This window comes from Clostridium sp. USBA 49, assembly GCF_900167505.1.
GTDB lineage: Bacteria > Bacillota > Clostridia > Clostridiales > Clostridiaceae > Clostridium_AT > Clostridium_AT prolinivorans.
The window spans coordinates 55,551-69,168 of record NZ_FUYD01000007.1; the positions used below are offsets into that span (position 1 = coordinate 55,551).

Genomic DNA, 13,618 nt, shown 5'->3' on the forward strand with positions numbered 1-13,618 from the left:
TACTATTTATAAGCACATTTAAAATATTTTTTAATACCAATATGTACTAATTGATTTTCATTAAAATAAATTTTTAATGGGATGTCATAAATAAAATTGTTCATTTTTTATCCTCCATTATTTAATATTTTTCATATTTCATAGTTTAGGGTTGATATCTCTTATATATAAAATATATATATATTATGCTGTAAAAAAATAAAATTACAAATGCTTATATTGTATCATACTCTATGCTTTTTGTTTATAGATTATCTTGATATAATAAAAATAATGGAGGCGTTACTATATATATTTATATTTTGAAATATTTTCTTGCAGTTGCACATGAAGAAAGCATAACAAAAGCAGCTAAAGTTTTGCATACTACTCAGCGGAATTCTTCAAGGCAGCTTATAGAACTTTACTCATTTGATAAAGTGATTTGTAGTAGATTGAGAAATTCTGCAATCTACCACAGTTAGTTAAAATGTAAGGAGGAATTTAGAATGAAATTAACAGTAACAGAATTAGCAAAGATGATTGATCAAACTTTATTAAAGCCGTATATATCAAACGATGATTTAAGAAAACATTGCAAGCAGGCAGCAGAATATAATTTTAAAACAGTAGCAATCAACAATGCAACGGTCCCATTTTGCAAAAAAATTTTAGAGGGAACTGGAATACTTTGTGATGCTGCAGTCAGTTTCCCTCTAGGGCAGTGCACTATAGAAACAAAAATATTTGAGACTAAGGATGTAATTGATAAAGGTGCTGATGAAGTAGATTATGTGATAAATATTGTTGAAGTAAAAAATAAAAATTGGACATATATTGAAGAAGAGATGAGTAAAATCGTAGAAGTATGTAGCGAAAGAGGTGTAGTTTCCAAAGTTATTTTTGAAAATTGTTATTTAACTGAAGAAGAAAAAAGAAAACTTTGTGAGATTGCTTTAAAAGTAAAACCTACATTTATTAAAACATCAACAGGATTTGGAACTGGTGGTGCAACCATAGAGGATGTAAAATTAATGAAAGAATGTGTTGGAGATACAATTAAAATTAAAGCAGCAGGTGGAATCAGAACAATAGAAGATGCTTTGGCAATGATAGATGCTGGCGCAAGTAGAATTGGAACAAGTCAAGGAGTTCAGATTATTGAACAATATAAAGAAAAATTGAAGAACAATAGTATTTAATGTTATATTTTAAATAAATAAGAAGTGGAATTAATATTTTTAATGAACTAAAGTACAGTAATGTAAAGTATGGATTTTATTAACAAGATAGGGTGTGTGTAGAATGAATCATTTAGGCACAAAGGAGTTAGAAACTAATAGACTGAAATTACGTAGGTTTGAATTGTCTGATGCAGAAGCAATATTTAAAAACTGGACCAGTGATTCTGAAGTAACGAAATATTTAACGTGGCCTTCACATAAAGATGTAAGTGTATCGGAATCTATATTAAAGGAATGGGTTGCACAATATGAGCATGATACCTTCTATCAATGGGCGATTGTATTAAAATCAAATGGAAATGAACCAATTGGAAGTATAAGTGTTGTTAAGATAGATGAACGTATTAATATGGTTCATATTGGTTATTGCATTGGCAAAAAATGGTGGAATCAAGGAATAACTTCAGAAGCACTTGCTGCTTTAATTCGTTTCTTTTTTAAAGAAGTTAAAGTAAATCGCATTGAATCTAGGCATGATACAAGAAATCCCAATTCAGGAAAGGTCATGAAAAAATGTGGATTAATTTATGAGGGGACTATAAAACAAGGAGATTGGAATAACCAAGGGATCTGTGATTATTCAATGTATGGACTTGTTGCAGAAGATTACAAAGAATAATAATGCAAAAGGATTAATAATATATCTAAATATATATCCTTATTGGATAAATTTATTATAAATTAGGCTTGTCAACAGGGAACTTTAAAACCCTGTTTTTTCTTGCCTAGTTATTCATATTTTAAGAATTTTTGTTACGTTCTTTGTCTTTTGAACCATATAATCTATAAGCAGTTAAAATAGCTCCACATGCACAAATTATTGCTGCAGATGCATAAACCCACTTCATTCCATACATAAAAACATCTTCTCGCCCGTTTATAAAGCTGGAAACATGATATCCCATTTTTCTACTCATCATACTATATAAAAGAGTTGTTGAAAGAGATACTCCTACTGTCATACCAAGGTTTCTTACTAATCCATTTATGCTTCCTGCTATACCAAGCTTATTTTTAGGTACTGTCGACATTACTAATGAATTGTTTGGAGATTGAAACATTCCATTGCCTAAAGTAGTTACTCCAATAAATACTACTAGCAATACAATGCTTGAATATTGATTTAATGTAACCATTAAAGATAATCCTATACTTGTTAAAGAAAGGCCAAAAAAGGTTAATATTTCTGATCCTATTTTATCTGATAGATATCCACTCAATGGTGCTACTATAGCAAGTATTACTGGTGAAAACATCATTACCAATCCAGTATATGATGGTGAAAGTTTAATTACATCCTGTAGATAAAAAGGTAATATTATATTTGATGTGCTTATAGCTATAAAAGATAAAAATGCACAAAATACGCTTAAAGAAAATAATTTATTTTGGAAAAGTTCCAAATGCAATAATGGTTCTTTAATATTTTTTTCTAAGATAATAAATAGTATAAAAGTTATAATTGATAAAATGAAACCTAAAATAATTAATATGTTATTATAGCCTACTTCTTGTCCTTGAACAATAGAGCCAAATAATGAAATAACTGAAAGAGCAAACAATATTGCTCCCTTTATATCTAAGGATTCATTTGAATTTTTTGAAGATTTAGGTAAATTTTTTATTGCTAGAATGAAAGCTAATATTCCTATTGGAACATTAATTAAAAATATATACTCCCAGCTGAATTTATCAGCTATAAATCCTCCTAATGATGGCCCAACCATAGCTCCTAAAGCTACAAAAGTTCCATTTAATCCTAAAGCTCTTCCTCTTTCATTCGCAGGGAATACATGGGTAATTATTCCTTGATTTGTTGCCATTGTTGCTGCAGCTCCAATTGCTTGAATAACTCTAGATATTGCAAGCATTATTAAAGAATGAGATAATCCACAAAGCATAGATCCTAAGGTAAATACAACTATACCAAATTTAAATATACGTGTTTTTCCTTTTATATCTCCTAATCTTCCAAAAACTAATATTGTTCCTACAATAGTTATTAAATAGCTGGTTACTACCCATCCTATCTGAGCCATGCTTACAGACAAATCTTTAGACATTACAGGTAAAGCAACATTTACTATGTTACTGTCTAAAACTGACATGAAAGTCAAAAGCATAACTGTGGCTAGAATTGTCCACCTATTTTTATATGTGTCTTTTTTCTTCTGCATATCTACGTCTCCTTATTTTTTTGTAATAAAATTATTATAAATTATATGAGAAAATTTTTCAATTGATTTTTATTTAACTGTTTTATTCCAAATGAGTTATTTTTTTATATGATAAATTCATGTAAGAAATATAAATTATTTATAGAAAAATTTTTATTTTATATTTTAATTTATAAAGTTTGAATAATTAAATGATAATAAAAACTGTTAAGTTTTTATTATCATTTAGAGCAAACTATTATAAAAAATATAAAAGTTTCTAGTAATAAAATTTAAAATTTTTTTAGTAAATTTTCTCTATATTTTTTAGGAGAAAACCCTTTAATTTTTTTAAATATTTTAGAAAATGCAAGAGGATCTTCATATCCTACAGAACGAGAAATTTCACTTATAGATAAAGAAGGAACTGACATAAAATCGATAGCTTTATTAATTCTATAATTAATTAAAAATTCTTGAGGAGACATATTAACATAATTTTTAAATAATGAACTTAAATAACTTCTATTTAATCCTACATACTTTGCTAAATCACAAATTGAAATGTCATCGGCAAAATATTTTTCAATATATTGTATAGATTTTTTTATATATATATCTTTATGATCTTTTAATGTAAGATCTTTTTTATCTGCATTTTTAACTAATTCTGATAAAAATAAAAATAATAATCCATGTAATTTTAATTCATTTTCTTCAGTAGGAGATTGGCATTTAATCATTTCATCGACATAGGATTCTATTTGGCCCCCATTTTTATATGTAAATATAGGATTAGCTCTGGAAATATTAGCTTGTTTTAAATATGTTTCAGCTTTAAATCCAGTAAATCCTACCCAAGTATAAAACCAAGGGTTAAAAAAATCTGCTTCATAATAAGTAAGAATGTTAGGGAAAATAACAAATCCTTGATTTTTAGTTAGTGTAAAAGTTTTATTGTCTATATGAAAAATTCCTTTTCCATCTATAATATAATGTATTAAAAAATGATCTCGGACAGCTGGACCATACGAGTGAGAAGGTTTACAATCTTCTTTACCACAAGAATGTAAAGTTAAATCTATATTATCTTGTTTTAAGTTTATAAATCCATCAACAGACATTTAAATATAATCCCCCTTTCATCCAACATTATACCATATTTTAATAACAATTTTCTATTTATAAAATAATTCATTGAAGTAAAATATAAACATAAAGATTACGTTTACATTAACTAGCTAAATGTTATGAAAGGGAAAATAAAGATGACTAAGATTACTTTTATAGGAGCAGGGAGTACTATATTTGCAAAAAATGTATTAGGTGATTGTATACTTACAGATGTTTTAAAAGATTCTCATATTGCTTTGTATGATATTAATTTGCAAAGATTGAAGGAATCAGAAACTATATTAAATAATTTGAATAAAAATTATGGTGGGTATGCAACTATAGAAATTTATAATGATAGAAAGGAAGCGCTTAGAGAAGCAGACTATGTAATAAATGCGATACAAGTTGGGGGGTATAAGCCTTCTACAGTAATAGATTTTGAAATACCTAAAAAATATGGACTTAGACAGACTATTGCAGATACTATAGGCATTGGAGGTATATTTAGAGGACTTAGGACTATTCCATTAGTACTTGATATTGCAAAAGAGATGGAAGAAGTTTGCCCAGAAGCATTGTTTATAAATTATTCAAATCCTATGGCTATTGTAACAGGAGCAATTTTAAAAGGTAGTTTTATAAAAACTGTAGGATTATGTCATAGTGTACAAGTTTGTGTAAAGGATTTATTTAAGCAGATAGGGTTAGATACAGAAGGAGTACAATGGAAGATAGCTGGAATAAACCATATGGCATGGCTTTTAGAGATAACTAAAGATGGAAAAAATTTATATCCTGAAATAAAGAAAAGAGCTTTCGAAAGACCTATACCACATGGCAATATGGTTAGATATGAGATAATGAAACGATTTGGTTATTATGTAACTGAATCAAGTAATCATTTATCAGAATATACACCATATTTTATAAAATCAAAATATCCTGAGCTTATAGAAAAGTTTAATATTTCTTTAGATGAATATATAAGAATGTGTGAAGAGCAAATAGAAAGATGGGATAAGATAAACAAAGATCTTTTAAATAACAAAAATTTGGTACATGAAAGGAGTAATGAGTATGCTTCATACATATTAGAATCTATGGAAACAGATAAACCTTTTAGAATTCATGGAAATGTAATGAATACCGGATTAATAACTAATTTACCACAAAATGCTGTTGTTGAAGTTCCTTGTTTAGTTGATAAAAATGGAATTAATCCATGTTATGTTGGAAATATCCCAGAACAGTGTGCAGCGTTGAATAGAACTAATATTAATGTTCAATTGCTAACTATAGAAGCTGCGTTAACAAGAAAAAAAGAATACATTTATCAAGCTGCAATGCTGGATCCACATACATCCTCAGAACTTTCAATAGACGATATAGTAAATTTATGTGATGATTTAATTAAGGCACATAATGGCTATCTTCCAACATATAAATGACAATTTAATAAAATTTTAGTGTTTTTTAATTTTACAAACTTAGTTAAAGTTTATATACTTAAAATGTTATATGTTCTTATTATTTATTTTAAATATAAAAATATTAATAAACTAAATTTTGAGGGGGATATAAAAATGAAAACAAAACAATTAATGTCAATTATTTTATCAACTATTGTGATAACAGGTATTCTATCAGGTTGTAGTAAAAAAGCTAGTGAACAAACTGGAGCCAATGTTAAAGGAAATAATTCATCAACTCCAGTAACTATTAAATTATGGCATCATTGGGGTTCAGAACAAAGGAAACCTACTATAGATGGTATGTTAAGTGAATTTAATAAAAAATATGCAGATAAAAATATAAAAGTTGAAGGAACGTTTGTACCTTTTGGTGATATGGATAAAAAAATTACAGCTTCAATAGCAGCTGGAAATCCTCCCGATGTAGCAGTACAACCAATAGAAGCTGTTGCTGTTATGGCATCAAGAAATCAACTTGAAGATATAACTTCATATATGCCTAAAAATATTGAAAGCAAATATTATGATAATTTATGGGATACTGTTACTTATAAAGGAAAAATATATGCACTTCCGTTTAATACAGATACAAGATTATTATTTTATAATAAAAAAATGTTTAAAGAAGCCGGAATAAATGAATTTCCTAAAACTTGGGATGAATTTTTTAGCATAGCAGATAAACTTGACAAAAAAGATGGAAATAAATATACAACATTAACATTCCACCCTATGATTGGGAACTTTGGTTTTGATACAATTGCTTTATCAAATGGAGGGAGAACTGTTAATGACTTTATGAATCCAACAAAACCCACTGCTAATTTGCCTCAAAATGTAGAAGCTTTAGAATGGATGTTAAAATGGAGAGAAAGATATGGTACAGATACATGGAATTCTTTTATGCAACAAGGGAGTGGAGCAAATGATCCCTTTATCTCCGAAAAAGTTGCCATATATGGGAATGTATGTAATTATATAGCTACATTAAAAAAATATGCTCCTAATATGGAATATGGTGTAGCACCAATGCCCGTTGGACCTTCAGGAACAACTACGGGATCTATTGGAGGAGGATTTGTAATTGTAGTTCCAAAGGGATCGAAACATGTAAAAGAAGCTTCAGAGTATGTTAAATTTATGACAGATGATTGGGCAACTACAAAATGGGCTTTAGAGCAAGCAGACGTTATGATAAATAAAAATGCTAATGAAAATGAAAAACTTAAAGAAAATCCAGCATGGCAAACAGTAATAGATAATATGAAATATACTAATGTTATAAGAAGAATCCCTACAGCTCCAAATGCTAATGGTGCGATGTCAACTGCTATAGATAATGTATTAAAAGCTAGTACACAAAAGCCAAAAGAAGCATTAGATAAAGCTCAATTAGAAATTGAAAAAATGATAAAAGATAATGAAGCTTTAACTAACTAAAACTTTTAAATCAAAATTTACGGCTGACGAAAATTTCGTCAGCCCAAATTTTAAGGAGGATCATCCTATGCAAAAAATTACATATAAGATGAGTAAAAAAGAAAAAAAAGAAACTATAAAAGGATATTTGTTTATTTCACCTTGGCTTATAGGATTTTTATTATTTACATTATATCCAATGATTTTTTCATTATATTCAGGTTTTACTTTTTATGATATTACTTCTATACAAAAATGGATTGGATTAAAAAATTATATTAATATATTTTTTCATGATGAATATTTTATAACAGCTTTAAAAAATACAGCTTACTATGTAATCTTTAGTGTTCCATTAGCTATAATTTTTGCTTTATTATTGGCTTTACTCTTAAATACTAAGGTATGGGGAGTAAAGATATTTAGAACAGTTTATTATCTTCCGTCTGTATTATCTGGAGTGGCAGTAACATTACTTTGGATGTGGATATTTAATCCTAGCGGTGGCTTGGCAAATACATTATTGGGAATAATAGGGATAAATGGACCAGCATGGTTTAATGACCCTAAATGGTCAAAGCCAGCATTAATAATAATGAGACTTTGGGGTGTTGGAGGAAGTATGATTCTTTTTTTAGCAGCTCTTCAAGATGTACCAAGAAGTTTATATGAAGCTGCAGAAATAGATGGAGCTACAGGATTTAAAAAATTTTTACATGTTACATTACCTATGATATCTCCTACTTTATTATTTGTTATGATAACAGGGATAAATGGAGCTTTTCAGATATTTGATGGTCCTTTTATAATTTCTGGAGGTACAGGAGGACCAGCTAATTCAACTCTTTTTTATAATTTATATCTATATAACAAAGCTTTTTTAGAACTTCAGATGGGATATGCTTCTGCACTTGCATGGGTTTTGTTTATCATAATAATGATATTTACAGGGATACAGCTTTATGTATCGAAAAAATGGGTGCATTATGAAGGAGGAGAATAATATATGTATGTAGGTATTGATAAAGAAAAAAATGAATTAAATTTGAAATATACAGATAAATTTAAAAGTAAAAAAAGAGGAGAATTAATTGGAAAAATAATTGTATTAGTTATATTAACAATAGGGGCTGTTTTTATAATGTTTCCTTTATTGTGGATGATTTCTACAGCTTTAAAATCTGATAAAGAATTATTTATAAATACAAGTTTTATTCCAAGAGATTGGGTGTGGGAAAATTTCCCTAAAGCTTGGAAATCTGCTCCTTTTACAATTTATCTAAAAAATACAGTATTTATTACAATAATGGGAGTAATTGGAGCACTTATTTCTAATTCTTTAGTTGCTTATGGATTTGCTAAGATAAATTTTAAAGGGAAAAAAGTTTTATTTGCAATAGTACTTGCAACAATGATGATACCAGGAACTGTTACAATGATTCCAACATATATTTTATATTCTAGATTAAAATGGGTAGGAACATTTTTACCTTTAGTAGTGCCTCCATTTTTTGCAGGAGCATTTAATGTATTTTTATTAAGGCAGTTTTTATTAGGAATACCAAATGATTATTCAGAAGCTGCTAAAATAGAAGGAGCTAATGAATTTATGATATATTGGAAAATAATATTACCTCTTTGTAAACCAGCTTTAACAGCTATAGCTATATTCGAATTTAATGGCAAGTGGAATGATTTTATGGGACCATTACTTTATTTAACTGATGAAAAAATGTATACTTTGCAAATGGGTTTAAGAACATTTCAGGGACAAAATGGTATGGAGTGGCAATTATTTATGGCGGCATCTCTTATAGTATTACTACCAGTTATTATAATATTTTTTACATTGCAAAATTATTTTATAGAAGGGGTATCTATGTCAGGAATAAAAGGATAAAAGTATTAAATGAATTTTTAAGGAAAGATTAGCTATTGTGAGAACGACGAAGTAAGGTTGTCTTAGAGAATTTTGGAGGTATGAAATGAATAATAAAAAACTCTATATAATATGGAATTCTCATATAGATCTAGTTTAGTTTTGGAAATATGAAGAGGGACCTCAAGAAGTTAAAGCAACTTTTGCTTCTGTTTTTGATAGAATGAATATGATAAATATAAATTTACTTCAAGTTCTGTAGCTTTTTATAAGTGGATTGAGAAAATATTACCTGATATGTTTGAACAAATAAAAAAAAGAAGTTAAGAGTGGTAAATGGGAAATAGTAGTTGGTTGGTTTGTAGAGCCAGACTGCAACATTCTTAGCAGTAAAACTTTTGTAAGACAAGGGATATATTTTCAGAAATATTTAAAAGAAGAATTTGGAAAGATTGCTACAGTAGGTTATAACGTAGATAGTTTTGGACATAATGGAGTGCTTCTATGGGGTAGGGAATCATGGAGTAGGAGCAACTATAGATAATATAAAGTCAATAAGGGAAATTAAAGATAAGACAATAGATATAGATGTAAAGTGTAGTTCTTTAGAGGAGTTTTTTGAAAGCTTAGATTCAAAAAAATTCCCTGTGTTTGATAAGGAACTTCAAATAATATTTTCAGGGTGTTTTTCTATTGATTCGGAAATAAAAAAGCTTAATAGATTAAGCGAGAATATTGCGTTTAAGAGTGAGAGACTTGCATATTTAGGAAGTTTAATCGAAAAAATATCCTAATGAGGAAAAATGTAGGGAATTATACTTTTCAATCAGTTTCACGACATTCTTGCTACTACTTCTAGAGAAGAATAAAGAAATGAGGTAGTAGAAGATTTTAATGGAGCGTTAGCTATATGGAGAAGAATATTAAATAATAGTATACAAGCTATAGCTAAGAATATTGATACAAGAGGTTATGGATTTCCATTAATATTATTTAAACCTAATTCTTATTATATAGATGAGGTAGTACAAACTGATATTTATGGGCAGGCACACAAGCCACTAAGACTTAAGAGTACTAATTATGACAGAAATTTAAATATTTAAAGAGGTGAAATTATATGAAAGAAAAGACACTTTACATGATTGGAAATGCACACTTAGACCCTGTTTGGTTATGGAGGTGGCAAGAAGGCTTTCAGGAAGTTAAGGCTACCTTTAGGTCAGCATTAGATAGAATGAATGAATATCCAGATTTTATATTTAATAGTAGCTCAGCAGCTTATTATGAATGGATAGAAAATAATGAACCTGAAATGTTTGAAGAAATTAAAAAAAGAATTAAAGAAGGAAGATGGGTTTTAGTTGGAGGATGGTGGATACAGCCAGATTGCAATATTCCTTCAGGAGAATCTTTTATACGTCAGGCTTTATATGGTCAGCATTATTTTAAAGAAAAATTTGGAGTAACAGCAGAAGTTGGATATAATGTTGATAGTTTTGGACATAATGCAATGCTCCCTCAAATACTTAAAAAAAGTGGATTAGATAGCTATGTATTTTTAAGACCAGGTCCACATGAAAAAGGGCTTCCTAATGGATTGTTCTTATGGGAATCAAGTGATGGTTCAAAAGTTACAGCATTTAGAATTCCATATGAATACTGCAGTTGGGGAAAAGAATTAGACAATCACATATTAAGATGTGTAGCAGAAGTTAAAGCACCAATAAATGACACAATGTGCTTCTATGGAGTAGGGAATCATGGCGGTGGTCCTACTAAACAAAATATTGAAAGCATACATGAACTAAATGAAAGAGAAGATTTTCCAAACCTTAAAATAAGCTCTGTAAATGAGTTTTTCAAACATGTAAAAGGATATGAACTTCCAATAGTTCATGGAGAATTATTACATCATGCAAGTGGATGTTATGCTGCTCATTCTGCTGTGAAGATTTGGAATAGAAAAGCTGAAAATAGACTTCTTGTAGCAGAAAAGTTTTCAGTAATTTCTAATGTAATAACTGGTCAGCCATATGTAGAAAACTATAAAAAAGCTTGGCATAATGTATTATTTAATCAATTCCATGATATATTAGCAGGAACAAGTATTGAAACAGCATATAATGATGCAAGAGATATGTATGGGGAAGCAATGAGCATAGCAGGAAGAGGACTTAACTATGCAGTTCAAGCTATTTCCTGGGACATAAATATAGAACAAGTTGAAGGAATGAAACCTATTGTAGTATTCAATCCACACAGTTTTGAAAGCAAAGTTAATGTAGAATTGGAATCAAGCACAGTAAAAGAAGGTTTCATCCTTGTAGATGAAGAAGGAAAACAAGTACCAATGCAGATAGTGCATTCTGATGCTACAGCAGGTGGAAGGTGTAAAATTAGTTTTATGGCGGAACTTCCTGCACTTGGATATAGGGTTTATAAAATTATAAAACAGGCTTCAACTTTAAATTTAGAACCTGTACAGTGCAGCGATAATGTTATAGAAAATAAAAATTACAGATTAGAGTTTGATAAGGAAACAGGTTTTATAAAGAGTCTTTTAAAGAAAGATATTAAGTCAGAGTTATTCTCAGCACCTGCGGCTAGACCTGTAGTTATAGAAGATAACAGTGATACTTGGTCACATAACGTTAGAAGATATGATAAAGTTATAGGAGAATTTAAAGCAAAAAGCATAAAGAGACTTGAATATGGTCCAGTAAAATCTACTATTAGGGTAGTAAGTGAGTATGGCTCATCAAAAATAGTTCAAGACTTTACAATGTATAATGAATTAGATCAAATAGATGTAAAAGTACTTGTAGATTGGCACGAAAAATTCAAAGTATTAAAAATTAAATTCCCAGTTAATATTATATTTAGGAAAGGTACTTTTGAAATACCATACGGACACATTGAAAGAGAATTAGATGGTGAAGAATATCCAATGCAAAACTGGGTGGATATAACAGGTTCTATATCTGATAAGAGTGATATAGTGGGAATTTCTATATTAAACGATGGTAAATATAGCTATGATGTTTTAAATAAGGAAATTAATCTTACAGTACTTAGAAGTCCAATATATGCACATCATGATCCATTAGTACCTGATCCAGACGGAGAATATTCTTTTATAGATCAAGGAATACAACAATTTAACTATACAATATATCCTCACAATGGAGGCTGGGAAGAAGCGTGTACTGTAAATAAAGCTCTTGAACTTAATCAAAAAGCTATTACTATAATAGAAAGTTATCACAAAGGGAACTTGCCACAAAAGTATTCCTTTATAAACATTGATAAGAATAATATAGTTGTTTCAGCAATGAAAAAAGCAGAAGATAATGATGATATTATATTAAGATTATATGAAACAACTAGAGAAGAAACAAAAGTAACCATTAATCTTCCAAAGCTTGAAAGAACATTAAATGTATTATTTAAGCCTTGCGAAATAAAAACTTTTAGAATACCTAAAAATACTGAAAAACCAGTGGTTGAAACTAATTTATTAGAATGGAATGAGTAAAATAAATCTCTGTGTAATTTTAAACACAGAGATTTATTTACTAAACATATATTTTTATACTGCAGTATAGCAGTGGAATGGAGGATAATATGAAATTATTAAATAGTTTTTACCAGGTGTCGGGTGAAGTTTTAACTCATAGATTTGATGCAACATCTTATTTATTAAACTGTGGGAAGTTTGCTATTTTAATAGATTGCGGAACTCCTGAAGGCTTTGACAAACTTATAGAAAATATAAAAAAGTGTGGAGTTGAGCCTAGAAATATTAAATATATTTTTGGAACTCATGGGCATTACGATCACATTGGTGCAGCTTATCTTTTTAAAGAAAAGTATGGTAGTGAAGTTTTTCTTCATGAAAATGATGTGAAAAGAGTTGAAGATGGAGATGATATAAAAACTACCGCGGGACTCTTATATGGGAAAAGTTTTACTCCTTTTAAAGTAGACAGAGTGTTAAAGAAAAATAAGATTTTTAATTTTGAAAGTATTAATATTGAAGTAATACATACTCCGGGTCATACTCCTGGTAGTGTATGCTATGTTTTAAACGTTTCAGATTTAAAGGTGCTTATAGCGGGAGATACACTATATGGTGGATTTAGTACTAAAATTGATTCCAATGAAGAAGATTGGAAAAAGTCTTTAGATTGTCTTTGTGAAAGAAAATTTGACTTAATGGTAGTTGGACACTCAAACCCAATACTATTAGGAGATGTAGAAGATAGATTAAAAGATGCTAGGGCAAGTTTTGCTCACTATTATAATCCTTGGTTTAAAACTTTTAAGGATAAGTATAAATATTAATTTTAA

Annotated in this window: 13 protein-coding genes; 10 read left to right on the forward strand and 3 right to left on the reverse strand. The window is 28.9% G+C overall.

The window, feature by feature from the left end:
- Positions 1 to 2: 2 nt before the first annotated feature.
- Positions 3 to 104, reverse strand: coding sequence for an iron-containing alcohol dehydrogenase (locus B5D11_RS12960; RefSeq protein WP_143327688.1), 102 nt, complete (start codon positions 102 to 104; stop codon positions 3 to 5).
- A gap of 198 nt (positions 105 to 302) precedes the next feature.
- Here B5D11_RS12960 and B5D11_RS12745 point away from each other — a divergent pair, with 198 nt between their 5' ends.
- The 3 genes from B5D11_RS12745 (at position 303) to B5D11_RS08215 (ending at position 1,842) form a co-directional block, all read left to right on the forward strand.
- The gene (locus B5D11_RS12745) at positions 303 to 464 is read left to right on the forward strand and encodes a helix-turn-helix domain-containing protein (protein WP_242942257.1); all 162 of its coding nucleotides are present in this window, start codon (positions 303 to 305) and stop codon (positions 462 to 464) included.
- Positions 465 to 488: 24 nt separating this feature from the next.
- Entirely contained in the window at positions 489 to 1,181 is a 693-nt protein-coding gene (deoC, locus tag B5D11_RS08210) for a deoxyribose-phosphate aldolase (RefSeq protein ID WP_078682557.1), read from the forward strand.
- Between the two features lie 103 nt (positions 1,182 to 1,284).
- Positions 1,285 to 1,842 (forward strand): GNAT family N-acetyltransferase, encoded by a 558-nt coding sequence (locus B5D11_RS08215; protein ID WP_078682558.1) that lies wholly within the window; start codon positions 1,285 to 1,287, stop codon positions 1,840 to 1,842.
- 121 nt (positions 1,843 to 1,963) lie between these two features.
- Here B5D11_RS08215 and B5D11_RS08220 read toward each other — a convergent pair whose 3' ends face one another.
- Together B5D11_RS08220 and B5D11_RS08225 are read right to left on the reverse strand one after the other, a co-directional pair.
- On the reverse strand, positions 1,964 to 3,400 hold the full coding sequence (locus B5D11_RS08220) for an MFS transporter (protein ID WP_078682559.1): 1,437 nt from the start codon (positions 3,398 to 3,400) through the stop codon (positions 1,964 to 1,966).
- A 272-nt stretch (positions 3,401 to 3,672) separates the two neighbouring features.
- The gene (locus B5D11_RS08225) at positions 3,673 to 4,503 is read right to left on the reverse strand and encodes an AraC family transcriptional regulator (protein WP_078682560.1); all 831 of its coding nucleotides are present in this window, start codon (positions 4,501 to 4,503) and stop codon (positions 3,673 to 3,675) included.
- A gap of 144 nt (positions 4,504 to 4,647) precedes the next feature.
- Between B5D11_RS08225 and B5D11_RS08230 the strand changes: the two genes are divergently transcribed.
- The 7 genes from B5D11_RS08230 (at position 4,648) to B5D11_RS08265 (ending at position 13,612) form a co-directional block, all read left to right on the forward strand.
- Positions 4,648 to 5,943, forward strand: coding sequence for an alpha-glucosidase/alpha-galactosidase (locus tag B5D11_RS08230; RefSeq protein WP_078682561.1), 1,296 nt, complete (start codon positions 4,648 to 4,650; stop codon positions 5,941 to 5,943).
- 135 nt (positions 5,944 to 6,078) lie between these two features.
- Positions 6,079 to 7,407: an ABC transporter substrate-binding protein gene (locus B5D11_RS08235; protein ID WP_180376983.1), complete on the forward strand. Its 1,329-nt coding sequence runs from the start codon at positions 6,079 to 6,081 to the stop codon at positions 7,405 to 7,407.
- A gap of 67 nt (positions 7,408 to 7,474) precedes the next feature.
- Positions 7,475 to 8,389, forward strand: a complete 915-nt coding sequence (locus tag B5D11_RS08240) for a carbohydrate ABC transporter permease (protein ID WP_143327689.1) — start codon at positions 7,475 to 7,477, stop codon at positions 8,387 to 8,389.
- 3 nt (positions 8,390 to 8,392) lie between these two features.
- Positions 8,393 to 9,286, forward strand: coding sequence for a carbohydrate ABC transporter permease (locus B5D11_RS08245; protein WP_078682563.1), 894 nt, complete (start codon positions 8,393 to 8,395; stop codon positions 9,284 to 9,286).
- 470 nt (positions 9,287 to 9,756) lie between these two features.
- Complete coding sequence (locus B5D11_RS08255) at positions 9,757 to 10,059, forward strand: hypothetical protein (protein WP_078682564.1); 303 nt, start codon at positions 9,757 to 9,759, stop codon at positions 10,057 to 10,059.
- 326 nt (positions 10,060 to 10,385) lie between these two features.
- On the forward strand, positions 10,386 to 12,803 hold the full coding sequence (locus B5D11_RS08260) for an alpha-mannosidase (protein WP_078682565.1): 2,418 nt from the start codon (positions 10,386 to 10,388) through the stop codon (positions 12,801 to 12,803).
- Between the two features lie 89 nt (positions 12,804 to 12,892).
- Positions 12,893 to 13,612 (forward strand): MBL fold metallo-hydrolase, encoded by a 720-nt coding sequence (locus tag B5D11_RS08265; protein ID WP_180376984.1) that lies wholly within the window; start codon positions 12,893 to 12,895, stop codon positions 13,610 to 13,612.
- Positions 13,613 to 13,618: the final 6 nt, after the last annotated feature.